The sequence below is a fragment of the Cytophagales bacterium genome, from assembly GCA_019456305.1.
In the GTDB taxonomy this organism is placed as follows: Bacteria; Bacteroidota; Bacteroidia; order Cytophagales; family VRUD01; genus VRUD01.
This window is the reverse complement of the sequence record VRUD01000035.1, coordinates 14,260-41,050: the sequence shown is the minus strand read 5'-3', so window position 1 is coordinate 41,050 and position 26,791 is coordinate 14,260. Positions and strand designations below refer to the sequence as shown.

Genomic DNA, 26,791 nt, shown 5'->3' with positions numbered 1-26,791 from the left:
TCACTTATATAATCAGAGTTGTTCATATTTATTTTGCTATTAAAAATTAAATTATTTATGGTACCTTTTATCTTTTCCACGATCATTTGCTTTCTGCTAACAATAAGCTGCATTTTATTATTTCTTAAAACAACCCTTATCCTCATCAACCGAAACTGACCAGGCTTATTGGTAAGAATGATCTTTCCCGGCACTATATTATTTACATGAACATGAATTTTTTCTAACTGTTCCTTTAGCTTCTGTATACAGTTATAGCTCTTGCATGTGAGATTTTTTACCTGTAAAGAATAATTTTTCATAGTAATGCTCATATTTTTTCACAATATAGGTGATTTTTGTACTAAAGTCAAGACTTTTTGCAACTTTTTTGATAAAACCAAAGAATTACCGGAAAGAACATTTAGATTTGGCGTTGAGATAAACTAAATTTCTTACTAAAAATACATGACTATCCGTAATCATACCTAATTTTTTTCACCCCCGAGTACTCGGGGCCAAGACGCAAAGTCTTTTTAAAAATTATCCTTTGCGTCTTTGCGGTTAGGTATAAAAGTGGATACTCATTAAAAAATAAATGATAAAATCAATTGATCATCTCAAAAACGGTCAAAAAGTTTACTTCGCCTCCGATTTCCATCTCGGTATGCCTAACCCGGCTGAAAGTCTTGAAAGGGAAAAAAAAATAGTAAGATGGCTTAACAGTATAGAAAATGATGCAAAAGCTGTATTTATATTAGGAGATATATTTGATTTTTGGTTTGAGTATAAGCACGCCATCCCTAAGGGTTTTATAAGGATCCAGGGCAAGTTTGCAGAGCTCACAGACAAAGGCATCACAGTTGTTTTTTTTACGGGCAACCACGATATGTGGATGTTTGATTATTTTACCAAAGAATTAAACATTGCTGTTTATAGAAAAGCCCAGGAAATTATCATTTCCGGCAAAAAATTTTTGACAGGCCACGGTGACGGACTTGGCCCACACGACAAACTGTACAAGCTTATAAAAAAGATCTTTGAAAGTAAAATTTGTCAATGGCTTTTTGCATGGATACATCCCAATGCAGGTATAGCAATTGGTCATTATGCCTCAAAAAGAAGCCGGCTTGCTAAAGATCAGAAAGAAAAATTCATGGGAGAAAAGGAGTGGCTGTTTAACTTTTGCAAACAAATAGAATCAAACTCCCATCACGATTATTATATTTTCGGTCACCGGCATTTGCCTATGGATATGGATGTTTCTGAAAACAGCCGGTATATAAACCTGGGAGAATGGGTTCATCACTGCGCTTATGCTGTTTTTGATGGTGAAAAGCTGGAGCTTAAATATTTTGAAACCTAAAACTAACCATATTATTTACGCCATCCGCTATGTGTTGCGCGCTCTACGTGCTGCGCTTTGTCTACTGCTGATTGTCAACTGTTCCCGATATTTATCGGGATCAACTCTCAACTGTTACAGCCAATCACTACAACTAATTAAAACCATACCGGTAAAGTCACCTGATAAAGTTTCCGTTGACAGGTATAACAATATCTTTGTTTGTGACGGAGACGGAAATGTAAATAAATATGATACAGCAGGAAATACTAAATTAACCTATTCTCCACAGAAAATAGGCAGCATTTCATTGATTGAAGCCTGGAACAGCGTAAAGATATTTTTATTCTATAAAGACTTTCAGGAGTACGTAATGCTTGACAGGTTTCTTGCACCGATATCCATTTATAATTTTGACCTTTCATCCATTGGATTTGCAAGAACAGCTACCCTTGCCGCGGATAATAACCTGTGGATCATTGATGATAGCGATTTTAGCTTAAAAAAGCATGACATTCAGCTTCAAACCATTACGATTGAAACGCCACTTGACCTGCTGCTTGATGCCCGGGACTACGATATCAACTTCATGCGGGAATACCAGAATATGCTCTTTATCAACGACTATAATTCCGGGATCTTAGTGTTTGATAACCTAGGTAACTATAAAAAGAAACTCCCTTTCACCCGGCTCGAAAGTTTCGGCTTTCTCAATGAAGAACTATATTACCTGGAAGACAATAAAATACACCTGTTTCATCTTTACAATTTTAATACCAGGACTATTCAATTACCTGAAGACAAAATTTTTATTAATACCATAGTTTTTAAAAACCAGGTCTGTTTGTTTTCGGAGGATTATTTTTTTATTTATAAACAAAGATAGATTTTCAGACTGCCCTGTTTCAAACCCACAAAAAAACCCTCCTTTTCTCATTAACCCCTGACTTAAGTCAGGGGTTAATGAGAAAAGGAGGGTTTGTATTAAATTGTTGGGATTACTTATGCTTCTTCTTTAGCAAAAATACCTGCATAAGTAAGCGCTCCGCCCATGAGTGCCATATCTTTTAGCAATGACATCATAGACATCTGCATAGTCATCTCATTCATTAAGCCCGGTATATGCATAGTAAGAATAAATAAAAGCAGCATAAGAGCCAATAACAGGCATGACAACTTTGCCATTTTTTGAATAATGATGCTAATACAGGCTGCTACCAAAGCAGCACCGGTTAGATAAATCCAAAAAACACCTCCTGGAATAAAAGAAGGAACCATGCCTCCCATATCCTTCGCCCCCATAAAATGCATAACGCCAAAGATACCAAATGGCAATGCGAAAATAATTCGTGCAACGGTAGTTGTTAGAATTTCCATAGTTTTTGAAGTGGCGCCAGGTGTTTCCACCTGGCACACATTTAGTTAGTGTAAAACCAGGGCGCGAAGGTAGATATATTTTTTAACTTGCAAACAATAATTTAACTTTTTTTAATGCGTAATAATAAAATAACACCAGCTCTATTCATTTTACTTGTTACCTTTCCTACTATACTAGCCGTATGTCAGGATCATGAAAATGACAAGAAATTAAAAGTAAAAATTGCAAAGATAAATCTATACTATTCCTTTCAAGATAAAGAAAAAGTAAATCTATACTATTCCTATTATATTAAAGAAGCAAACTTTGGAAATATTGCTCCCGAAATTGAGGTAGGCCGTACCTTTAAGTTTACACATGGATTTGAATTGAGTAAATTAAGTATCAATAAAAGAGACACAAAATCAACTGATAATCAAGGGAATATTATTAGTGGTGCAAAAATTAGACGTATTGATATCGGATTAAAATATCAATTTAATTATTATTTTTTAAAAAATGAGGAAACTGATTTCAAGCCTTACATAGGGAGTTCGATGAAATATTCTTTTTATGACCAAATTACAGTTCCATATTTATCATTTTCGTATAAATATCACTATTTGTATACAGGATTTTTATTGGGATTTATTCCAGGTGTAAAATATTTCATTACAGACAAACTTAATCTTGAATTATCATTTCCGGTTGATATTTTGTTTTTAGGCAGCAGATGGCAAAGAGTACACAATCCTGGTTTATCAATAAAACAACAAAGAACCGCAGGATTTGACTATGAAATGAAAGAATTTTATAAATTTAATGATCTAAGCATCAGTATAGGCGCTGGGTTAAAGTTTTAGTTTTTTCAAGACCAAAACTTTTCTTTACATAAAATATACTTTAAAATTTTGCAATTTCAATGATCTTTACTATTTTTGATTCAATTAATTATTAGAAAAAAATGAGCGAAGAATTAAAATGGTTTGCTAATGCCACCGATGAACTTGAGAGCTATAGAGGTAAGCATATCGCAATCATTAAAAACAAGGTGGTTGCCAGTGGAAATAATGCGATAAAAGTTTACCAAAAAGCTAAAAAAGAACATCCAGACAAAAACCCAGTATTGGCATTTGTTCGGAAAGAGGGCCTATTTATTTGATATGGAATTCAGATATAAAAAAGAAAGTACGCCTATATTTGGAGAAATTCTAATGCCGCTTATTGAATTCGGAATAAAAACAAATACAGGTTGGGTTTCTGCATTGGGTTGTGTGGATTCAGGAGCAGATATAACACTTTTACCTTTATCATTTATTAGATTTTTAGGAATTAGGATCGAAGATGAAGAAATTAAAGGATTAAGTGGAGTTGGGCGTGGTGGTATATCAGTAATAATAAAGGAAGTTGAACTTAAAATCGCAAATGTTGAAATAAAATCAAATGTAGCTATTGCTTTAACGGAACAAGTTCCATATTTATTAGGAAGAAAAGATATATTTAACAAGTTCAAAATTATATTTGAAGAATACAATCAAAAGATAATTTTTGAAAAAATACAGACACTCAATACAATGCAATAGAACAATAGAACAATAGAACAATGTATCACGACTCCATCATAGAAACCGTTGGAAACACGCCCCTGATAAAGCTCAGCCAGCTAACTAAAGGCATCAAGGGCGCCATCCTGGTCAAGGTTGAATATTTTAATCCCGGCCACTCCGTAAAAGACAGGATCGCTTTAAAAATGATTGAAGATGCTGAAAAAGAAGGAACACTCAAACCTGGCGGCACCATCATAGAAGGGACGTCAGGCAATACCGGTATGGGATTAGCTTTAACTGCTATTTCCAAAGGCTATAAATGTATTTTTACGGTCTCAGACAAGCAATCACAGGAAAAAATAAATATTCTCAGGGCTTTTGGAGCAGAGGTGGTCGTTTGCCCTACCAATGTGTCATCGGATGATCCGAGGTCTTATTATTCTGTTGCCAGGAAATTTCACAAAGAAATACCCAATTCCGTGTATGTGAATCAATACGATAATCTGTCCAATACAGCCGCTCATTATGAATCCACCGGGCCGGAGATCTGGAAGCAGACAGAGGGTAAGATCACCTGTTTTGCAGCAGGAGTAGGTACCGGAGGAACGATATGCGGGGTGGCTAAGTATTTGAGAGAACAAAACAAAGATATCAAAACTGTGGGAATAGATACTTATGGCTCGGTTTTCAAAAAGTATAAAGAAACAGGCATTTTTGATAAAAATGAGATATATCCTTACCTCACCGAGGGAATTGGCGAAGATATACTTCCTAAAAACGTAGATTTTGACCTGATTGACGAATTTGTAAAGGTTACTGATAAAGATGCAGCCCTGATGACGAGAAGGCTTGTAAGAGAAGAAGGCATATTTGCCGGCTGGTCTTCAGGTTCAGCGGTTCATGGAGCATTGGAATGGGCAAAGCAGCATTTGAATAAAGACGATCTTATGGTAATAATCCTGCCCGACCATGGAACACGCTATCTCAATAAAGTCTATAATGATGACTGGATGAATGATCATGGCTTCCTGGAAAAGAAAGGATTTGCTACGGCCCGGGAAATTATACTAAGTAAGAGAGAAAATGGAAAGCTTATAACCATTGAAAAAAATGAAACAGTAGGTGAAGCGATCAAAAAGATGAACAAAACGGCAATATCACAAATTGTCGTCTTTGAAAATGGTAATATAGTTGGAAGCCTGATGGATACTCACGTGGTGAGCGCCCTGATCGAAAATCCTAATATCATGGGTAAACCTGTTGGGGAGATAATGGATGAACCGTTTCCTTTTGTGGCGATGGATAACACGCTTGATGTACTTTCATCGCTGATCAACGAAGAAAACAAAGCCTTATTAGTTAGGGATAAAGACAACAAAGTTCATATAATTACCGAGCATGATATTTTGGTGGCGTTTATGAAATAAACTAATTTTGATTATTATTCGTTTAATATTATAAAACATACTAAACTATGGCAATTATTACAATACCAAAACCTTTAAGAGAGAAATTAGGAGATGAAGCTTCCGATTCTCTTGTTGACCTAATAAATGATGCTAATGGTAACAATAAGGGAGATATTATTGAACATGCAGAACAAAAATTTGAAAAAAGATTAGCAGAAGAAATAGGTGGGCTAAGAACAGAAATGCACTCATTACATACCCAAAATATTCGCTGGATGTTTGCCTTTTGGATAGGGCAGATAGCATTTATTTTAGGTTTCCTTTTTACATTTTTTAAATAATGAAAAAGATTTTAATCTTACTTATTATGGTAATAGTGGCTTCCTGCACAGAACGATCTGAACAGGAAGATACCACCGCCAAAGAGCTATCAGCGGTTTGTATCTGGGAGGGCAGCACATTGCGTGATGCACCTTCAAAACAGGCTAAATGGTTAGCCTCAATTTCGCTTGGTGAAACCCTCACCATGCTCGGAGATACCGCCATAGATTCTACTGATAAAAACAGGGAATTTTACAATATTAGGTTATCTGATGGAAAACAAGGGTGGGTTCATGCATATCTGCTTGCCATAGATGCAGTACCGGCAGCTTTTATCCAAAAGGCAGTTATTCATAAAAGGCCCGACCTGTTAACCGGTACAGATGATGCTTTTGAAACTATGGAGATGGTTGCTGTGGTAAATGAGCAGGACGATTGGCTTGAAGTGATTGGGAATAAGAGAAAAAAGAGTGGCTGGATAAAAAATGAAAATGTAACTTTTAATGATAAAGACGTAGCTGTTGCTATACTGGCAACAAAAGCCTTTTCTGAAAAAGACCAGGAACGGAAAGATGAAAAGATCAAAGAAATTTTAGATAACTCTGCTCTTTCCGGTTCTGTTTTCATAGAAGAGTTACAAAGGCTTTTATACCCTGAAGAAGCCGATATTGCTAAAGCTGTCAATGTTAATGAAATTTTGGGGTTAATTTACTCCAGGAATTATACGGAGATCAATCAATATATTCATCCTGAAAATGGCATTTATGTCCTTGGTAATCCGGGTGCATTTGCCATAGCAACAAAATATACATCTTTTGAAGAGATCATCGAATCTTACTCATGGATTGCCGGTCAAAAGATTGATTGTGCTATAAAATATGAAGCGCTGCCTACAGTAGATTGTGATAAATTGAATGGTTGGAGCAAGCAAGGTTGTTTTTCGGATGATGTAAAGAACTTTAATAAAATAAACGCTACCGCTAATTATTCGGCTATGGCAAAGGAATATAGAATTTCCGGACAGGACATTAAAGAAGCAAAAAATATTGAATCTACTGTAAGCCTGGGGGTTATCCTCACAGCGGATGGAATGAGCTTTTATTTCTCTTTGATTGGAGGGAAATGGTATATTACAGTATTAGACATGGTAACTCCTTGTGAAGCTTAGGGAAAGTGTTCGTGTGTTCATGTGTTCATGTAAAGATCGCCTGCTTATCATTTAAATTCAGTTCACCTGACACGTGACTAGAGGAAGCTACAAAAATACAGGAAAGAGCAGAGAGTGGTTAAAGGTAGAAAAATATAACCGCTGATTACATTGATTACGCTGATTATACAGATTTTTATTCGTATATTAGCATCAAATTAAAAAAACAACCATGAATAAAGAAAAGCAAGAACAATTAAAAATAGCTTTGTTGGGCATTATTGCCGTTGTCCTGATTATCCAGACCGGCGTGATAATGACTTCAAAGAAGAGTGCGGATATTGGTAGAGGCACAGGCATCAGCACACAGATGCAGGGAGGGCAAAAGCCCGTTACTCCTGGTGAGCAATCCGTTACTGTTCCCATTGATCTGGGTCAGCAGTCCGCTACTGTTCCTCTCAATGTCGGGCAGCAGCAAGCTTCAACCACTACTATGATATTTGAGCAAACTGATGTTGATCTTGGGACGTTGAATGCGGGTACAAAAAAAAGCCATACTTTTAAATTCACAAACACGGGAAATCTTCCTCTGATGTTGAGCAATGTAACCGCAGATGCAGGCGCATCCGTTGTTTCCTGGCCCACTGAACCAATACCACAGGGAGGAACGGGAGAAATAACGGTTGAGCTTGGCGGTGATAATCCTGCGGGATTCCAGCAAAAGATCATTCATGTGAGCGCAAATACAGAGCCGGCTCACAGGCATCTGACCATTAAGGCAAATGTTAAGTAATTCTTTTTTAAATAAATTTAAGTTCTTAAAAATGGCAGTAGAATTAACAGACACAAACTATGAATAAGTGACCACACAAATATAGCAACATATGAAAAAAAGAATTATTTTGTTTTTCCTCGTATTTTCTCTTTTAGCATGCGGTTTAAATGGCTGCAAGAGTAACAAAAAAATACCAAAAAAAGGCGGCCCCATACCCTGCCCGATGAAGGATTGTTGAATCCACTTAGATTTTTTATGGTAGTGTAGCAACAATTTAGTTTTGCAACATTAATTTGTAATAAATAGATTCTTTCGTTATTAATCAACAAATGGTTATATGGCTATATGGTTAAATGGTTTGTGATTAGCTGAAAGAGTTACTAATCTCATAGGTTTAAACTCGCTGCTTAATTGCTGGCAATTTAGTTGCCATAAAGCCATATAACCATATAACCATCTTAACAATTGAACAATGAAATAATGTATTTTATGATTACAATATTGCGTAATTAAATTGTTGCTACAATAGTTATTTATTATCGGTTAATTGTTAGTCATACAATCGTATGACAACTGAATGACAACCGTATGACAGCGAAGCGAATTATCATCGCCATTGACGGATACTCTTCCTGCGGCAAAAGCACTACCGCCAAAGCAGTAGCCGGCAATCTTGCCTACACTTATATTGACTCCGGAGCCATGTACAGGGCAGTTACCTTATATTTTCATCAAAATAACATTAGCGCCTCTGATCATAAAGCCATAACAAAAGCATTAGATGCTATTAATATTTCATTTCGGTATCAGGTGTTTGTAGAGACGTTGCATGCAACGTCTCTACAAACACCTGATACCACTAAAAAAGCAGCCAGCAAAGCTGATACTTATCTTAATGGGTTGAATGTAGAAGAGGAGATCAGGAAAATGTATATCTCTGAAAAGGTCAGTGAGGTAAGTGCAATAACCCAGGTTAGAAAAGCTATGGTTGCGCAGCAGCAGCAGTTGGGTAAAAAAAAGGGCGTGGTGATAGACGGCAGGGACATAGGAACAAAAGTCTTTCCCAACGCAGAATTAAAGATATTTATGCAAGCCGATCTGTATGTAAGGGCAGAAAGGATGCAAAAAGATTATTTAGCAAGAAACCAGAAAGAAGATTTTGACCAGATCGTTGAAAACATCAAAAACCGCGATTTCCTGGATACAACCCGCATTGACAGCCCGCTCGTAAAAGCTAATGACGCCTATCTCTTAGACGTTACTTCTATTACAGTAGAGGAGCAGGTGGGTTTTGTGATGAAGCTGGCGAAAGAAAAAATCAATGAATAAACAAATAACAGCCATAATCCCCTCCCGGTATCATTCAACCAGGTTCCCGGGAAAGCCGCTGGCAAATATCAAGGGTAAATCTATGATACAGCGCGTTTATGAACAAGCTGCAAAAGCCGGTTCAATCAACCAGGTATTGGTAGCCACAGACCACAAAAAGATATATGACCATGTGTTAGCTTTTGGCGGCCATGTTGTGATGACAAGCCATGACCATAAAAACGGTACGGAAAGATGCTTTGAAGCCTGGCGAATAAGTCGCAGCGGCAGTAGCAGTAAAGGAAAACCTGATGACTTTATTGTAAATATCCAGGGTGATGAACCTTTTATTAAACCCAAACAAATAGAAACCCTTATATCTACGCTGAATAAACCACCTATTGAAATTGCCACACTGATTAAAAAAATAGACAATACCCGGGAACTATTTGACCCACATATTGTAAAAGTAATATTTGACAAAGATTTTAATGCCATCTATTTCAGCCGCCAAACCATCCCATACCTGAAGGGAATACCTGAGTCTAAATGGCTTCATGAGCATTCCTTTTATAAACATATAGGCATCTATGCCTACCGCAGCGACATATTGGAAAAAATAACAAAACTACCTCCCTCCCCGCTCGAACAAAGTGAATCTTTGGAGCAGCTAAGGTGGATTGAAAATGGATATAAAATTAAGGTTGCGATTACCGGGATTGATAGTATTGGTATTGATACGAAAGAAGATCTGGGAAAAATTGACAGTTAAAGGCGCATAGCCCCGCCAATTTGGCGGGGATGAACCCCAGGCGCCATGCATTGGCAACAATAAAATAAAAAATTGTACTCCGTTGAAACGCTCGTAATAATTTCAAAAAGAAAAGAGTAACGATTTGACACTTTAGTTTCAACAGAAAATTTCGTAGTTCTTTGACACAAAAGGATTGAAAAGAAAAGGAAAGAGAACGTTTATTCAATAACTATCTTTTCATTAACTTCACCATAACCTGTTTTTATCTGCACCTGATAAACCCCCGGAGAAAACTCTTTTACATCAATTCGTTTGAGATAAGCACCCTTGAATTGTTGCAAATATTCATCATAAATCACCTGACCAGTTATATTTAGCAATTTAATTTCCAAATCCTGCACTTTTAAAACATCCATTTCTATTACAAATTCGCCCCTATTTGGATTCGGATAAATTCTAAATGTCTTGTCATCATAGATATTATTAATAATAGATACTACAGAATCAGTAAGAATTTCAATAGTATCTGTTTCCGTACACCCATTTACATCTGAAATAGTAACATAATAAATACCTTCAGATAAATTCGTTCTGATACTATCGGAATTCCCATCTGACCAGTTATATGTATATGGGGCATTTCCTGCACTTATTATAACTGATGCTGTCCCATCATTGGCTCCGGTATAGCTTGTATTAGAATAATCTGTTTGGTAGTCAAAACACAAGCTGTCAGGAGCAATACCGGCATTATAAAACGAATAAAAGGAACATGCTAAACATCCCCTAAGTTCAAAATAAAAATCGCCCATTACTCCAACAGAATTTCCGCTAAATTGTAAATAAATATCCTCAGAAATCGTAGCTAAAACATCAAAAAACGCAAGTGTATCTATTAATACCGTACTTATTGAGTCCATTGTATAGCATTTTAGTTGCTTTAATGATGAGCAATTATTACCTACCCAAATATTCAAATGCAATGTATCAATTGCAGATGGCGATTCTTTTTGCACATATATAGAAAATCCTGGCGTTTTAAACTTATACCATACGTCATTGGCAGGAGATGCAGTTGAATTAGTATATCCTGAACAATTAGACATGGAATAATAGGGAAAATTTGGAATGGAATTAGTATTTGAACCAAAAACACAAGTATCCATCTCATTCCCACTTGGACTGGGCACACAACCACCGGGAAACCAATCTAAATATCCTAAATTAGTTGCACTTAAACAACTGTCATTAGGAACTTGAGAATAAGAAAATTGAGCTAATACTGTAAATATAATTGTACAGAAAGCCAATTTTGTAATCCGCCAACTTAGCGGGTATAAATAGTTAATTGTTTTCATAATCTATGTTTTTAGTCATTAATTAATACCAACTTCTTATTATATGTTTCTGTATCAGTTACCAATCTATAGAAATATATGCCAGGCGATAAATCTATGGTATTAAATTCTACTGGATACAAGATATTCGCTTCTGCATAACCTTCAAACAACTTGACAACATCCAAACTATTTAAATAGAAAACTTCTAATATAACGTTCCCTGGTTCAGGCAAACTAAAAGTAATGATCGTCTTTTGTGAAAAAGGATTTGGATATGCTGTTAAGAACACATTTGAAAATTGCACTTGCAAATTTAAGCTGTCAAATAATGAAGAATCCACTACACATAGGCCCAAATAATCACCATGATTTGTCAAATGAGCAGGAACAGCGTTTGAACTTATACATAATGTTTGCGGATTATCAGGATTTCCCGGTGGAATATGGCAAATTTGCACCTTTTTATTATTATTGCCACAATGCACATCTACCACATTTACGGTTACAGTATCAGGAGCAGATAAACATCGGCTTGCATTTGCTATTACAGTATAATTAGTAGTTCCTTCAGGACATACTATAATAGTTTGGGTAGTTTCTCCCGTGCTCCATTCAAAGCTATATGGAGGTAAAGCGCCAGTAGCAGTAGCTGTAAGGGTAACACATGCTTCAGGATCATATCCAAAAAATACAATTTGATCCTGTCCTGCGTCCACTGTTACAACAGGATCATTTACTATGGTATTAATAACCGTATTGGTAATAACTGGCGGAAGTCCGTTAAAAAAGATACCTGTTGAGTTAGTAATGGTAGTTCCTTCCGGTAACCCCGGGAAAGGCATTATACTATATGCTACAAAACCATTACTTCCCGGTGAATCATCTTGTTCCGCAGGAAGCTCAATACCTTGAAAGGTGATTACGAATTCACGATCTGCCAGGTTTATTTGAGTATTTGTAATTGTATGGCTGCTTGCCAATATTTGTATTGAATTAAGGTCTAAATCATTATCTATTGTATCCCGCAAAACTATATCATGTGCGGGTCCAGTACCTAAATTCTGAAATAACAGTGTATAAGTAAGCTCTTGATTAGTAATAAACCCTAATTCACCACAACCTGCAGGGGAAACTTGTTTTTCATTAGGATCACAGGAACATGTATCTGGTCCTTCCTGTAGGGAGGTATTAAAAGATGGAGTAGAGCCATCAGCACAATTTATGTTCATTGTGGCAGTCGTATTCCATAATCCACTGCCGGGTATTGTGATATTCTGAGTTGTCATTCCTATCTGACAGAAAGTGCCCCCTGGTATAGGCGAATTAAGTACATACTGTACCGATGAACTGCCGGGTACGGTAGTAGTTGTAAAATTACAGGTGGAATATACAGTGTTTAAATAGAACATATTGTCTAATTGTATGTCTATTGTAGTATTAACATTCCATGTCTCACTGCCAGAAGGGTTATAAATAAAAATGACATAACCATAATTAGAACCTGGACAAGGCGATGCAATCCATACAGACGGGGGAGGAGGAGCCGGAGATACTCCATCACATGGAGGAATCAAGTTTACTACAGACGTACCATCTAGCCAGAATGAGACATTACAGTTAGAGACACATGGAATACCCGGATCGTTAATAGTAACACTTGCTGTCGCTTCACATAAATTGGCATCGGTAACTGTTACATTATAAATACCGGCACATAAATTAACGGCTGTAGATGTGTTTTGCAGCAATGGATCATCCCACGAATACACAAAAGGTGAAGTGCCTCCTGTAACCGTAACAGTTGCTTCACCATCACATGCACCGCTACAACTTTCATCTGTACTTGCACTAATTATTGCGTCCAATCCGCCAAGGGTAATGTCAAAACAATCATCAATTGTATTACATAATCCATTCCCGGAAACAACAGTTGCACAATTATTGATATTCGTACAATTCGGAACAGTTCCGTCAATGTCTGCAAAAATTTCTAAAGTTGTACATTGACCTCCGGCCAGATCAAAAGGATTTGAAGTTAAGGTTCCGCTTATGTCTGTAAAGTCAATGGTTAAGCCACTATTAAAAATTAACTCTGTTGGCAGAATATCTTCTACAATAATTCCTGTAACTGCCTGTGCTTGTGTATTACAAATTGTGATTTCATAAACAATCGGGTCTCCAGCGTTATAAATAATGTTTTGTGAAACATTCTTTGAAATTGTTAAAATACCATCAATTCCGGGAATTATATCATCAATTACCTGAATGCCATCTATACATGCCCCCGGCACGGTTGTTAGTTCAACAGGTATGGGAGAACCTGGAATAGCTCCAGGATCAACGTTTAATTCTAATATTCTGTCAACACAGTTACTTGGAGCTAATGTGCCTGCTGCAATTGTTGCCTCACCATTAATATTAAAATCGGCATTAGCGACAATATTCAAACCAGAAGGTACATTAGCTAATAAACCAATATCATCTATATTAGTTATGATTCCATTATTACATATCGTATAAGTAATTGTAATGTTATCATTCACACAGGGAGCATTATTAGAAACAACACTGGTAACTCCAAGTTCTAATTCTTCTTCAACTACACTAACATTATCAATAAAAACATAACTATCCAACGCCACTCCATCCATAGATAGTAATAAAAAATTCATGTCATTACCTGCATGTGTATAAATAAGGGAATGTTGTGTCCAAGTTTGAGTTGTTACAGCTTCGTCATCCCAGATTAATAGAGGAGCATAAGTATCACATGGTGGGGTTATATCACATGGACTTAAGTTAAATGTATGATTTGGAGGAACACATGGATATTGTTCACTCAAATTAATATCTAAATCCACAATGCAATTAGCATTATTTAAAACATAGGCAAAATAAGATATATTATATGTGTGATTCTGTTCTATTGGTCTACTTAGTGGGAAAAAGATAACAGGGTCAAAAGTAGCACCACCTACTTCTTCCCAAAAACCAACAACCAAATCTCCATCGACAGCATCTAACATAGTACCAGTCCCACATGAAACATTAAAAACTATATTAGGGCCTGCTGTACTCCAAAGATGAGCTTTATTATTTAATTCTTGAACAATGTCTGTACAAGTAAAATCAAAGAGAGGTGCTAAACCGGAGGCACCATTTATACCGGCAGGTGTAAGTTCTTCAAAACTACCGTAACATAATATATTCTCACCACAAAGTCCAGTACCTACACAAACAGCAAGAGGAGGAGCAGTAACATTAATGAAAATATATGTAATATTTCCTCTTTCATTATTTGCATTTACAGGTCTATATTTTATCAATGCCTGCCCAACAAATAAAATAGGCGGGGTATAAGTAAATGAAGTAGTGGTAGGTAAGGTAAAATTTGATAAATTATCTGCTGTTGTACCTCCAATAACAACTTCCAAACATGATATTGCAACAGCTCCATTATCATTATCTAATATTGAATTGTCATTGCATGCATTAGTATTAGTTGTAAAATCAATAAAATCTATTGGCTGTCCAGATTCTACCGTAAAGGCAGAACATGTATTATCAAGTTTGTACTGTTTAAAGTCATTTGTGCCAGAAACAATTCTGGAAATCGAGCAGGTAGTACCTCCATAAATGTGAGTTGATATTCCATAATCTCCATTTCCGTACGTTCCTGAAACATTATAACCCAATGCACATAATGCCTGTGCCTCAACAATATTTGGAAATCGTTGAGTAGAATTAGTGCTAATACCTGGGTTCAGCGCAAATCCCACTACGTTGCTGCAATTAAAGTGGCTTAAACTAGTTGCTGGATTAAAAGATGGTGTTGTAGTAATGGGGTGATTAGGAGTGTTTCCGGGTCCCACAAAATTTACTCCAGAGCATGTTGCTGTCAGAGAACCTAAAGTTGCAGTATTAAATTGTGGATCATAACAACCTGCATCAAGATCAAAATTAAGCAGAGAAACTCCTCCAGTTGTTTGTAGAAAATTATCCCAAAGATTATACCTACCAGCGGTTCCTATTCCTGCACCTGGTATATATGAAGATGTTCCATCAAACGATATTGCCGAGCCCATACCAAGCATATGCAATACTTCGTGCAATATACCAGAATATAAGTCAAGCTCCCCTACTCCAGCACCAGCATTTAAATTTGTATTCCAAGTAAAACCGGATACAAAATCAACTGTCATAAATCCATGATACGCAGGTGCAGGGGCAAGTGGCGGATTTGACAAGTTAAAGTAAGGGTCATATCCTGTATTTATATATTCCCACACATTTCCATACGTAATGCCCGTTCCAATATCAAGATGCCATTGATTGGCAGAGGCCCCAGCTCCTCCTAAAGCAGCAGATGCCCTCACATTAATTTCCACTACTCTGCATAGAGGAAATGGATCAGATGGACTAGCACATGGACTTGGTTCATTAGGGTAAGGATTTGGAAGAACTCCGCCTAAAAGAACAGATAAATCTTCAAATACCTGAATTACTACTTCCCTTCTGTCTTGACCAATCGTAGCAAAAAATGTACCTGCATTTTGATCGTCAAAACCTATTCCATTAGAAGTTTCCTCATCCTGAAAGTGAATTCTAAAAAACCCTGCCACGTATGAATTTTGAGAAACAGTAATTTCTTCGAGCAACTTCTTGTTACCAAATCTGTCATATACATACATTGGTGCAATAGAATCACAATTACCGGTAGAATCATAAATACAACCATTTAAAGAATAACCAATCGAAGTAGAAGGTACTGTTTGGGCAAATGCACTCGCATTAAACAAAAATGCTGTAACTGTTATCATTACCCAATTCGTAAGTAAATTTTTTGCTTTCATAATGTCAGATGTTTTAGATTTAAAATTCCGTTAATTAGTAAGAGGACGGCAATTTAAAAAATCAATATTTAATAAACAAGTAATTTTTGAAAAAGTTTTCAATAAAATGTCAATTGCGTTAATAATTTTCTATAATCATGCTTAATATGAGCTTTATTTCAAAGCAATATTATCCTGAATTCAAATACAAAAAACTAAAAAACTTGCCAAAACCACCAAAAATCAACCCCAAACCCGCATCTGCCTGTAATTAAAGCACTTTTGACCAACCGAAATTGGCTCTTGCCTGCCCGTTCCTCTGGCGGGTCTATCCCAAATTAGCTCTTGTCTACCCCAAATTGACTCTGGTTTATCCCAAATTCACTCTTGCCTGCCCGTTCCTCTGGCGGGTCTGACCCAAACCCATACCTGCCAATCCCAATTTAGCTGCTGCCTGTCCCATAGCATTGTCCGCTATGCGCCATGCGCAAAGATCATCAACCGGTCATCCAGCAAACTTGTTGCAGATCCCTCTCTGGCACTAAAAACCGGGGCGGGGATGCCTTTCCCAAATATCTTGCTTGCTTTAAACAGCCTGATCTCATCCCACAAGTTGCTGTCAATAAAGCTCTGCAAAAGCTTTCCGCCACCTTCTACCAACAATGATTGTATGTTGCGGTTATAGAGGTCTTTAAGAATTTCTTCGAGCAGATCATCCCAGTCAGTGATTTTGATAAAAAATAAATTTTTATTCTCATCATTAATTTTTGCATTATAACAAATAGTAAGATGCTTGTTATCAAAGATATTAAGATCATCGCTAAGCTTTCGTTCTCTGTCAATAACGATACGTACGGGGTTTTTACCATTCCAGTGTCTTGTATTTAACACTGGATCATCATATTTTGCAGTATTGGTGCCGATCATTATGGCGTCCTCTTCAGCTCTCCATTTATGTACCAACTTCCGGGAAAGCTCGTTGCTGATCCATTTAGATTTATCACTCTTTTCAGGGGAACGGAGGGGGGATCTCGCAATAAAGCCGTCCTGCGTTTCTGCCCATTTTAAGATAATGAATGGCCTTTTGTTATTATGAAAGGTAAAAAACCTTTTGTTAAGGTTGTATCCCTTATCTTCAAGCATGCCGGATTGCACCTTACATCCTGCTGTTTTAAGTTTCTCAACTCCCTTGCCTGCTACGAGGGGGTTGGGGTCTAAATTAGAAATAACCACTTTTTTTATATTTTTTTTTATGATCAGGTCAGCACAGGGAGGTGTTTTTCCAACATGGGCACAAGGTTCCAGGTTGACGTAGAGTGTTGACTGGGGCAGCAAGCTTTTATCTTTTACCGAATCAATGGCATTTACTTCGGCATGTGGGCTGCCAAAATTCCGGTGCCAACCTTCGCCTATTATTTTGTCGTTGTGTACGATCACACAACCTACCATTGGGTTAGGGCTTACTTTTCCTCTCCCAAGCTCAGCGAGTTCCAGGGCTCTTAGCATGTATATTTCGTCTTTTTTGTTATACATACATTCAAAATTTATTATTCATAATTGAGTCCACTCTAAAAAGTGTTTTTGGTTCTCGCAAAGGCGCAAAGAACGCAAAGTTATATAATTAACTAATTGATATTCAATTCTTTGCGAACTTTGCGTCTTTGCGAGAAATGATTTCTTTTCAATTTTTTGCTTTTTAGAGGGGACTCATAATTCAATATTTAATATTTTTATCGAATATTGCCTACCTTCAATTGGCCACTCGGGGCAAAATGTTAAATGTTGATGTTAATAATCAATTCAAATATATGAAATTCAATAATATCCACTCATCAAAGGCGCTTTTCGAAGAAATTGTGAAAAATATTAATGCTGTGTATGATCTTAATGAATCAAAAAGCATTACATTTATTATATTAGAGGATATTTTTCGTCTTTCAAAATCTGAAATAATAAGTGATAAAAGTTTAGAAGGTTTCAATGACGAATTAAAGAATACCCTGGAAACATATTTAGCCAGATTAAAGAATAAAGAGCCAATACAATACATACTCGGTGAAACATTATTCTATGGCAGAAAATTCAAAGTTAACCCATCTGTTTTAATTCCCAGGCCGGAAACAGAAGAATTGGTGGAATGGGTGATCAATAGCCCCCCTAAATCCCCCCAAAGGGGGGACTTTCCCACCACACTTCCCAAAGGGAAAGGGGATGGCAAAGTCTCCCCCCTTTGGGGGGACGGAAGGGGGGCTGTTAGGGGGGCCTCTCTATTAGACGTAGGTACGGGCAGTGGCTGTATTGCAGTTACTTTAGCTGCTGAACTTCCTCATACTAAAGTATATGCTTTAGATAATGATAAAAAAGCTTTGAATTTAGCCGGAGAGAATGCAAGAATAAATAATGTAAAAATACATTGTATAGAATCAGATATTGGCGCTTACAAAAAGGTGGCAGGGTTGTTACCACCCATTAATTTAATTGTGAGCAATCCCCCTTACGTAATCGAATCAGAGAAAAGGCTCATGGATGAAAATGTAACCGGGTTTGAACCCCATCAGGCGCTCTTTGTTAAGGATGAAAATCCTCTTATTTTTTACGAGCATATCCTGGAACTAAGCCAGGATATTTTACTACCGAATGGACAGGTATATTTTGAAACAAACGGGCAATTTGCAAAACAGGTAGCCCTGTTATTTGAAAGGTATCAATTCAAAAACATCACTATTAAAAAAGACATGCAGGGTAAAGAACGGTTTGTGAAGGGAGAATTATAAAGTAAATTGAATTTCATTAAAATAATTGTTTGAATGAATCTAACAATCAGAAAAGGCAAAAAAGAAGATCTCCCCGCAGTATTAGGCCTCATAAAGGAATTGGCGTTGTATGAAAAAGCACCCCAGGAAGTGATCGCCACCGTTGAAAGTATGGAAGAGGATGGTTTTGGCAAAAAACCTTTTTTTGAGTACTGCGTGGCTGAAGTTGATGGTGAGGTCGTAGGGATGGCGCTATATTTCTTTAGTTATTCCACATGGAAGGGGCGGGCAATTTACCTTGATGATATCATTATCACTGAAAAATACCGAAGAAAAGGAATCGGTAAAAAGTTGTTTGATTCAGTTGTTGCCCGGGCCAAAAAAACAGGTGCAAAAAGACTGGCATGGCAGGTGCTGGAATGGAATCAGCCCGCTATTGAATTTTATAAAAAGATCAATGCCGAACTTGACGGGGAGTGGGTCAATGGCAGGCTTAATGAGAAACAAATCAAAGAATACTAGACTATTGAAATTCATTTAAGCAACAGAGATCGCCTAAGTTTCATTATTCTTCAATAAAATAATTGTTTTGGTGAAGAATCTCTTAATTTCTCAGGTGGATCATCCAAAAATCTCCACTTCCCTTCTGCAACTTTAACCAGAACAATACCCAGCATGCCAACAAGCATGTCATTTAAAATAACTTCCACTTCATTTTCTGAAGTATTTAGTGTTGCAGTAACTACAGGAGATTTTGAATTATCTGTATTAACGCAAATACCTGCATTTTCAAATCTGTAAAATTCTACATCCTGTCTCCCTGCCGTTTGGTAAGTAATTTCCTTCCCCTGGCTTTCTTTAATCCCCAGTTGATTTGCGGCTAATGATAAGGGCATAAGAATTTCAGGCTCGTTTGTTTCATAACCAGTATTGGCAATAGCCGTAACTTTTACTGTTTTAGAACAAAAAGTTATTTCAATTGGTAACCTTACTGCCATTTTCTTTTCTTATTAATCTACCAACTTTCCTTAGAGGTGTGAGACGGCCAACCCTCCTAATGTTGACTGGTTTGCTTATCTTTACCGCTTTTTTTTGGGGCTCACTTGTTTTCATAATAAAGTCTTATAATAAATCAGTTAAAAAGTTATGTAAGTTCTCCATAATTTTTTGAATTAAGAATTTGTAAATATAAAGTGTATTTTTATAAACTGCAAGTTTTTTAGTAAAATAATTGAAATTTATTTTATATTTTTCAATTCACCTTGTCCCCTCTTAATTTCCTAAATCTTTTCCTTGCCTCAATAGTATAAATACTGCCGGGATAGTCTATCAAAAGGGATTTATAGAGTTCCATGGCCCTTTCCTTGTTATTTAATTTTTCTTCGTAGATCTTTGCCAAAAGGAAATGAGCATCATCGCTTAATATATCATATTTAAAAGCTAATGTAATCTGTTCAAGTGCGACTATCGCCTGTTCAAATTCGCCCATTTTTTCCCAGGTTTTGGCTTTCAGCCAATATATTTCGTCAGTTAAGCTGTGATCGGGATACTTTAGCAGCATTTGGTCGAGCAGATCAAACGCTTCTTTATTTTTATTCTGAAAGATCAATAATTCCGCATTGGCATAATCTTTCATCGCATGGGTGGAAGTATCTAAAGCCAGGTTGTCCTGGATCAGAAGGCTGAGGTCCATAGCGTCATTGGCAATTTCCCTTGAAGTAGCTAATTTTAAAATATCGAGCTGTGCCTGTGCCCATTCAAAATCTCCTTTATAGTAAGAAAGCTTTGCATTTCTCAGCTTTGCTTCATGTCCTAACGGGGTAGCTTTTTCAGCTTTTGCTACCTGTGCATAGATCAAGGTTGACTCCCAGTGTTCCCCTTTTAGCAGGTAGATATCTCCGAGGTCTAATTTGCACTTTGCAACAAAACTTGTACCGAACGAAGTGAGGTATCTCTGCCTTGGCAGCGAGATCGCTTCTTTAAGGATTATGACGGCTGTATCATTTCTATCAAGATAAAAAGCATACAAATGCGCCATGTTTCTGAGCGCTTCCAGCGTTTCAGGAGTTTCCAATTCGTTAAGCAAAGAGCGGTAATCATTGATCAATGACCTGATATGGATATTTTCGACAGGGTAGGTATTTTTAACAATTTCTTCCCTGGTATTTATCAAATACCTGCGGGCAAGAGCATAATTAGCCTGGTTTTTATATTCTTTGACTATGTATTGAAATATTAACTGTGCATTCTCAAAATCATTATTTTTAAAGCTGATCAACCCCACCTGCATTAATTTATTACCCGGAGTTTTGTTTCGCTTATCTATAGCTTTTGCCTGAAGAAACGCATTGTAAAAATCTTTTCGCTGGATGAGAAGCCAGACCAGCAATTCATTATATGCAACAACATCAGGGTGTTTCTGAATTCTGCTATATATTAAACTTTCAAGCGCTTCATAGTCCTCTTGCTTTTTCTCTTTATTAAAGGGAGAATCAGGGGACAGGATAGTGAGATTGTTTTGTAAAGTATTTTGCACATAATTGAGCTTTCCCGGATCATACTGAATAACATTGAGCAATTCATTTATCATCGTTTCTGTTTTTACCTGAAGGATATATAAAGCAACCAACTGCTGGTAAAACAAAATATCGCTTTTGCTTGCTTTTCTGAGCTTCAAATATGCGCTTTCTGCATACCCGTACAGGCCATATTTAATAAAGGTATTTGCTGCTGTATTTACATTAGTGTATTTTATGCCGTTAACAACTTTTTCAAAGGTCTTTTTTGCCTCCGAATCCCTTTGCTGTTTTTTTAAAACCAACCCATAATCAATTTTGTATGACAGATATTCGGGTAGGCGCTTCATTACATTTTTCAAATACTTTTCAGCATCTTTCCAGGCTTGCAATTCAAATAAGGCGTTCAAATAGTTTGCATGCAAAAGAGGAATATTTTCTGTTTTTTTTGAAAGCTTTTCATAAACGATCCTGGCTTTCTCAAATTCACCTTGCTGATAATATTGATTGGCGATCTCAATCTCTCTTTCCTGGGCAAAAGATTGAGAAATTGAAAAAATGAAAAATTGGAAGATCAACAATACGGGCATTAATTGTTTAACTATCATAATTAAGGAAATAAATATAAAGTCAGGGTTTTTGTAGTGGCTGCTCTATTTGATTATTCTAATAGATTCCTTTCAGGAAAGGGCCAAATCAGTTGGGAGCGCTAAAATGTCAATTCTTTTAATTTGGGCACCTTGCAAATTATAAATCAAGATAGATGCTTTATTTTTCTTATAATTGATTGATTGCTTTACATTAAAAAAGTGCTGATGAATGGTAATTATTTAGCAAGTGTTTTACGGTTAAAATAAAATTGAAGTTCTAATAATAAATTACTTTAAGTAATCAGGAACCACTAAAAAAGAAGTTACATCACTTTAATGACAAGGCATCAATATATAAGTAAGAACAGTACCCTGTGCCACCATTACAGAATTTGATGTCATTGACGCTTGATTTTAAGAAATTACCACTTGAAGAAAAGGCAATTACTATGGAATCGGGGGTGGCAGAAGGTTGCATATCTGTGATGCAAATTTGAAAGCTGGTATAAGTATTAACAGGCCCCAGGAGTTTTATTCCATAACCGATGGTATCTATTTTATTTTGAATAGTATCATATTTCTTTAATAATACTATAGCCACCGCAGAATCACCAGGGGCCACATCCGTATATTTATAGACTCCACGTAAAGAAGCTGGCTTAACAGAAGTTGGTGTGCCTGCTTTATGAATTTCATATGTGTTTGGAGGTAAATTCCCATTGACCAATAATTCACTTACATAAATATACCAAGTCCAGATTAAAGCAGCATAGCTGCCTGAATGGCTATCTGTAGATTGACTAATGTTACCAGATCTTACCGACCAGTTTTGAAGAACATTTGTAGTATCCCAATTCTCAAAACCCGCATTGGGAATTTCCTGTGGAATTGACCCGGAGGTAGCACATGAAGCCGGTTCTTCTGGTGCCGGTTTTTCTTTTTTACATGCAATAATTGCAGTTAATAAGAAGAAAACAAAAAAGTATTTGAGTAAACACATCATTATTTGGATAAAATTAACTAGCCAATTCTGAAAAATTTATTGAACGATTGCGCTAAACTCACTGCCTTCTTCTGCACCAAACCCCGGTAACATGGCAATTTCGTAATTTACATTTCCTTCAAGAGTGCAGTCAGCACCGTTTGGTACAATAAAGCCATTTTCTGCTTGAATTACTCCTGTGGTGTACTTGTAAATCTTTGGTGAGCCGGTAAAAACAGTATGTTTATCTAATATTACAAGATTGTTACTTGCATACCAGATATCAAGAGCCCTGGAGTCCCAAATAGTATTTGGATCTATAACATCTATACCCCCTGCATCGCATGGCATTGGATTTGTCCAACCAGTTGAATTAACCCAGGTTTGCATAACGCTATAATTACTATTAACCCAATCTTGCCATATTTTATCAAGAAAAGCATGACTGAAACTAAACGCTGGTTCTGCAGGTGCATTGGCAATAGAACACATTGCATCGGATATCCAACAATGAACCCGATCATGCAATGGAGTCTCTTCCAATCTCGATGTAAAGCTGGGGAAATCAGTTTCATTAAGAGCAACAGTCAGCTCAGCTTGAGTTGGCAGAGGGTCAGGCCCTGGTACCCTGTGTATAATATCAAAATAATAAAAAGAAAAGTCATCATAGGGACCTAACCATGAACTTCCCCATATCGCTGCTGAAGTACTTTGATCTTCTATCCAATTCCAATAGGGAATGGTAACATCAAGATCAACATTCTTCAAATATAGTTCGAATTGACGAAGAAATTCCCGGTGCCACGGTAAAAATGGATTCTGTGCGTCATCGCCACTATCGTGTATTGAATCAAAAAGATTACTGTGTACAATTCTATACAACTCTACAGTATTGGGAATATTTTGCTGCCACAATGTGTTGAATGCAGTAAGGAATGCCTGTCTTTCGGTAGTGGTAAATTCCCTGTAATCCTTCCTGATGACTTGCGAAAATGTATTGGCAGTAAGGCCAATCATCAACAGGGCTACAAAATATTTAGTACTTTTCATCTTATTGTGAGTTAGTTATTATTATTTTTTTGCTATCTAAAATCTCTCCATTATGTTGTATCTGTAAAATGTATTGACCTGTTCTAACGTCTGATACATCCATGAGGAAAATTCCGCTGCTAACATTCACTATTTTACTTTTAACAATTTTCCCGCTTATGTCGGTTATACTGAATATAATGTTGTTTGTTTTATTTACTGCATCAAAATGAATATTAATTGTTGATTGGGCAGGGTTGGGATATATGGAAAAGATTATCCCATTAGCTTCATTCAGGTAAGCATTAACAGTATCAGTATATTTTGCAACAAAGACAGCGTTTGTATAAATTCCAATGATATAACCGGCATTTTTGTTAAATCTCATTTTCGTAGCTCCGGATTTAGATATTGTTAATTCAAGTGTCCAGTTTTGTCCACCATCAACCGTACTAAAAATCCTTGTATTGTGGGTTAAATTATCTCCAGGCCCAACTAAAAATCCTTCCATTTTATTAAAGAAATGTATATTATTTGCATACATTGGCAGGTGGATTGTATCCCACGTTGTACCATTGTCAAAAGATGTGAATATTTTTGGTTCTCCCACAAGATACGGTGGATGCAAAGCTAAAACCTCCGGATAATTTAAGGCATACACAGTATTTTCATCTATTAACTCAATATCTTTAATGTACGCGCTATGATCATTTATGGTATGGGTTAACCATGTCCGGCCAAAGTCATTTGTAAAAGCTATAGCGCCTTTACCATGGAAATCCGAAGATATACCGGCGGCATAACCCTGTCCATTTTGGTCAAATGAAACATCATATAAATAAATTGGTAAGGGAGCCTGAGATTTCCAGCTTAGGCCTCCGTTTGTGGTTCTCCAGACTTTGGTGCCTCCATAATTAGCAAATGCCAGGCCTGTTAATTGATTAAAGAAATAGAAATAATTTATTCCCCTTAAGCCATCTTCTGGTATTTCAGGGGGACTGATATCTGACCAGGAGATTCCCCCATTCGTGGTTTTATAAATCCTTGGCGCTTCATACCCTCCCCCAAATACTCCTCCGTTAACCATGGTCATGCCTCCAACAAAGCCAATATTTGAATTGATGAACTGAATGGTATTATGGCTCGTCATAAAATTTGTACCAACATTTACAGTTACAGAACTCCATGTTTTTCCACCGTCAAATGTTCTGTACATTTTATTACTCGAGTGAATACCATAAGCAATATTTTCAGAAATCGTTGCTATATCCGTTAATACTGAACCAGGTGAGGTAACTTCTGTCCATTGAGCTTCTGCATTGATAGACATCAAGAAGAAAAAGACGGCATTTATTTTTAGCGTTTTCATTTTCTTATATTTTTATAAATGTAATGCTATTTTCTATTTATCTAACTCCAAACCCATGTGCTTTTTCAATAATTCAATTTCTTTTTTCAAATCATCAATCTGCTTTTGCTGTTCAATCGTGTACAACGTGAGCTCTTCTATTTTTACTATTTGTATAGCGTCCATCTCTCCAAGGTTTACTCCATTCTCTAAAATTTCTTTTTCTGAAGGCACCCCGATCAAATGTTTGTTATCTTTAATGTATGGTTCAACTTCGTTTAATAATGATGGTAATTTATAATCTTTATGCAGTACATAGTCGCCCCAGTTTTGAATCGTAACAAATGAAGATTTGCTTACAATTTTGCCATTAACAAATAATTTCCCATCAGTATGTGTTCCAGAAATGATGCTTTGGCTGCCGATTCGTACTTTACCACCTCCTTGTACTAAAGCAACATTATTACTGGAATTAGCATTCAGATATAAAGTTTGATTCGTCCCAATAGCATCAATTTCATTGCCATCAAGTAGCATCACTTGTGAGCCTGGCGAAACTAATTTCAATGCCGCAACCGAACCATTATTTTCTGCACCGGAAATCTGAAATACAGTTGATTGAGTGGTAGAACCTGTAAAAACATTGCCATCTTCGGTAAAAATAATAACCGGTATAGCATTACCAGGCGTTCTTATTTGCAGATTTCCGGAAGATGCTATCGGCTCTATATCCCAGGCAGCAGAGTTCAATTGGTTATTAAAATCATCAATTATTATATCTTCTAATCTCATTCCCTGATGTGATGCACATACCAACTGTCCATTAACATCTACACAACTACTTTCTAGATGCACAGATGTAATGTGGATCTTCTTTTTTGGATCAAGGTTACCAAAAGCAGTATTCCCCGCTATCGGACATTTATAAATATCATCGCCCGTATTTTGCCATATTTGTCCTCCTGTACAGGCGCCTGCATTTGGATTCCCACCTCCAACACCAGCAGGCTTTCCGCCAGGCAATCTTCTCTCCGGTCCCCTATAAAATTTCCCCTGATCATCCGCAAAAACCATATAATATTTCGGAGGATTACCATGTCCAACTCCAGAGGTATCAGGAATAAGTAAAACATTTACCTGTAAAGCGCCTCCAAGCTCCAAAATCTCATTGGCGCTCATTTTGCTGCCGTTCGTTGAGGGATATTTTACAGGCCCTTGGGCAAACAGGTAAGATGACCATAATAATGTGCTGATAAATGTAATTACAATATTTTTTGCACAATTGCTGTTGAATGTCTTTAATGTTTTCATAATAAGCTCTTTTTTGGTTAATAAAACGCTGCAAAGGTACTGTCTTGTTTTGGGATAATTTGTATATAATTCCCCGAAAAGGGTACATAATTTTTAGATTTTTAGGTATCGTTGTGTGGGCGTAAAGTTAAGCCTTTTAAAATACAAA

24 protein-coding genes are annotated in these 26,791 nt (G+C 36.7%); 13 read left to right on the top strand and 11 right to left on the bottom strand.

The features are described from left to right. The coding region (locus FVQ77_09230) for a hypothetical protein (GenBank protein MBW8050505.1) at positions 1–302 on the bottom strand (302 nt) is incomplete at its 3' end. A gap of 275 nt (positions 303–577) precedes the next feature. Here FVQ77_09230 and FVQ77_09225 point away from each other — a divergent pair. Together FVQ77_09225 and FVQ77_09220 are read left to right on the top strand one after the other, a co-directional pair. Further along, complete coding sequence (locus tag FVQ77_09225) at positions 578–1,345, top strand: UDP-2,3-diacylglucosamine diphosphatase (GenBank protein MBW8050504.1); 768 nt, start codon at positions 578–580, stop codon at positions 1,343–1,345. After that, positions 1,335–2,210 carry a hypothetical protein gene (locus FVQ77_09220; protein MBW8050503.1) on the top strand — a complete coding sequence of 292 codons (876 nt, stop codon included), beginning with the start codon at positions 1,335–1,337 and terminating at the stop codon, positions 2,208–2,210. The genes FVQ77_09225 and FVQ77_09220 overlap by 11 nt, the downstream gene beginning before the upstream one ends. Before the next feature lie 116 nt (positions 2,211–2,326). Here FVQ77_09220 and FVQ77_09215 read toward each other — a convergent pair whose 3' ends face one another. Beyond that, entirely contained in the window at positions 2,327–2,701 is a 375-nt protein-coding gene (locus FVQ77_09215; GenBank protein ID MBW8050502.1) for a DoxX family protein, read from the bottom strand. 114 nt (positions 2,702–2,815) lie between these two features. Here FVQ77_09215 and FVQ77_09210 point away from each other — a divergent pair, with 114 nt between their 5' ends. The 9 genes from FVQ77_09210 to kdsB all read left to right on the top strand — a co-directional run bounded on the left by FVQ77_09210 (position 2,816) and on the right by kdsB (position 9,960). Next, entirely contained in the window at positions 2,816–3,544 is a 729-nt protein-coding gene (locus FVQ77_09210; protein ID MBW8050501.1) for a hypothetical protein, read from the top strand. 101 nt (positions 3,545–3,645) lie between these two features. Further along, positions 3,646–3,843 carry a succinyl-CoA synthetase subunit alpha gene (locus FVQ77_09205; GenBank protein MBW8050500.1) on the top strand — a complete coding sequence of 66 codons (198 nt, stop codon included), beginning with the start codon at positions 3,646–3,648 and terminating at the stop codon, positions 3,841–3,843. A 1-nt stretch (position 3,844) separates the two neighbouring features. Beyond that, positions 3,845–4,264: a hypothetical protein gene (locus FVQ77_09200; protein MBW8050499.1), complete on the top strand. Its 420-nt coding sequence runs from the start codon at positions 3,845–3,847 to the stop codon at positions 4,262–4,264. A 20-nt stretch (positions 4,265–4,284) separates the two neighbouring features. Continuing rightward, positions 4,285–5,655 (top strand): pyridoxal-phosphate dependent enzyme, encoded by a 1,371-nt coding sequence (locus FVQ77_09195; GenBank protein ID MBW8050498.1) that lies wholly within the window; start codon positions 4,285–4,287, stop codon positions 5,653–5,655. Positions 5,656–5,702: 47 nt separating this feature from the next. Beyond that, positions 5,703–5,978 (top strand): hypothetical protein, encoded by a 276-nt coding sequence (locus tag FVQ77_09190; protein ID MBW8050497.1) that lies wholly within the window; start codon positions 5,703–5,705, stop codon positions 5,976–5,978. Next, the gene (locus FVQ77_09185; protein MBW8050496.1) at positions 5,978–7,126 is read left to right on the top strand and encodes an SH3 domain-containing protein; all 1,149 of its coding nucleotides are present in this window, start codon (positions 5,978–5,980) and stop codon (positions 7,124–7,126) included. Before FVQ77_09190 ends, FVQ77_09185 begins: the two co-directional genes overlap by 1 nt. A gap of 211 nt (positions 7,127–7,337) precedes the next feature. Continuing rightward, positions 7,338–7,898, top strand: a complete 561-nt coding sequence (locus FVQ77_09180; protein MBW8050495.1) for a DUF1573 domain-containing protein — start codon at positions 7,338–7,340, stop codon at positions 7,896–7,898. Between the two features lie 570 nt (positions 7,899–8,468). After that, positions 8,469–9,209 (top strand): (d)CMP kinase, encoded by a 741-nt coding sequence (locus FVQ77_09175; protein MBW8050494.1) that lies wholly within the window; start codon positions 8,469–8,471, stop codon positions 9,207–9,209. Continuing rightward, positions 9,202–9,960 (top strand): 3-deoxy-manno-octulosonate cytidylyltransferase, encoded by a 759-nt coding sequence (kdsB, locus tag FVQ77_09170; protein ID MBW8050493.1) that lies wholly within the window; start codon positions 9,202–9,204, stop codon positions 9,958–9,960. The genes FVQ77_09175 and kdsB overlap by 8 nt, the downstream gene beginning before the upstream one ends. Before the next feature lie 200 nt (positions 9,961–10,160). Here kdsB and FVQ77_09165 read toward each other — a convergent pair whose 3' ends face one another. From FVQ77_09165 to ribD, 3 genes are all read right to left on the bottom strand, one after another. Next, entirely contained in the window at positions 10,161–11,300 is a 1,140-nt protein-coding gene (locus tag FVQ77_09165; protein MBW8050492.1) for a T9SS type A sorting domain-containing protein, read from the bottom strand. 11 nt (positions 11,301–11,311) lie between these two features. After that, the gene (locus FVQ77_09160) at positions 11,312–16,135 is read right to left on the bottom strand and encodes a T9SS type A sorting domain-containing protein (GenBank protein MBW8050491.1); all 4,824 of its coding nucleotides are present in this window, start codon (positions 16,133–16,135) and stop codon (positions 11,312–11,314) included. A gap of 453 nt (positions 16,136–16,588) precedes the next feature. Then, positions 16,589–17,647, bottom strand: coding sequence for a bifunctional diaminohydroxyphosphoribosylaminopyrimidine deaminase/5-amino-6-(5-phosphoribosylamino)uracil reductase RibD (gene ribD, locus FVQ77_09155; protein MBW8050490.1), 1,059 nt, complete (start codon positions 17,645–17,647; stop codon positions 16,589–16,591). A gap of 239 nt (positions 17,648–17,886) precedes the next feature. Between ribD and prmC the strand changes: the two genes are divergently transcribed. Both prmC and FVQ77_09145 read left to right on the top strand, forming a co-directional pair. Beyond that, the gene (gene prmC / locus FVQ77_09150; GenBank protein ID MBW8050489.1) at positions 17,887–18,888 is read left to right on the top strand and encodes a peptide chain release factor N(5)-glutamine methyltransferase; all 1,002 of its coding nucleotides are present in this window, start codon (positions 17,887–17,889) and stop codon (positions 18,886–18,888) included. Between the two features lie 33 nt (positions 18,889–18,921). Beyond that, positions 18,922–19,389, top strand: a complete 468-nt coding sequence (locus tag FVQ77_09145; GenBank protein MBW8050488.1) for a GNAT family N-acetyltransferase — start codon at positions 18,922–18,924, stop codon at positions 19,387–19,389. A gap of 50 nt (positions 19,390–19,439) precedes the next feature. On the opposite strand, the gene FVQ77_09140 is transcribed toward FVQ77_09145, so the two are convergent. From FVQ77_09140 to FVQ77_09115, 6 genes are all read right to left on the bottom strand, one after another. Next, on the bottom strand, positions 19,440–19,865 hold the full coding sequence (locus FVQ77_09140; protein MBW8050487.1) for a hypothetical protein: 426 nt from the start codon (positions 19,863–19,865) through the stop codon (positions 19,440–19,442). Positions 19,866–20,119: 254 nt separating this feature from the next. Continuing rightward, positions 20,120–21,991, bottom strand: a complete 1,872-nt coding sequence (locus FVQ77_09135) for a tetratricopeptide repeat protein (GenBank protein MBW8050486.1) — start codon at positions 21,989–21,991, stop codon at positions 20,120–20,122. Positions 21,992–22,301: 310 nt separating this feature from the next. Further along, positions 22,302–22,976, bottom strand: coding sequence for a hypothetical protein (locus FVQ77_09130; protein MBW8050485.1), 675 nt, complete (start codon positions 22,974–22,976; stop codon positions 22,302–22,304). A gap of 36 nt (positions 22,977–23,012) precedes the next feature. Next, the gene (locus FVQ77_09125) at positions 23,013–24,005 is read right to left on the bottom strand and encodes a tyrosinase family protein (protein ID MBW8050484.1); all 993 of its coding nucleotides are present in this window, start codon (positions 24,003–24,005) and stop codon (positions 23,013–23,015) included. A gap of 1 nt (position 24,006) precedes the next feature. Continuing rightward, positions 24,007–25,353, bottom strand: a complete 1,347-nt coding sequence (locus FVQ77_09120) for a T9SS type A sorting domain-containing protein (protein MBW8050483.1) — start codon at positions 25,351–25,353, stop codon at positions 24,007–24,009. Positions 25,354–25,386: 33 nt separating this feature from the next. Beyond that, complete coding sequence (locus FVQ77_09115) at positions 25,387–26,643, bottom strand: SlyX family protein (protein ID MBW8050482.1); 1,257 nt, start codon at positions 26,641–26,643, stop codon at positions 25,387–25,389. Between the last annotated feature and the right edge of the window lie 148 nt (positions 26,644–26,791).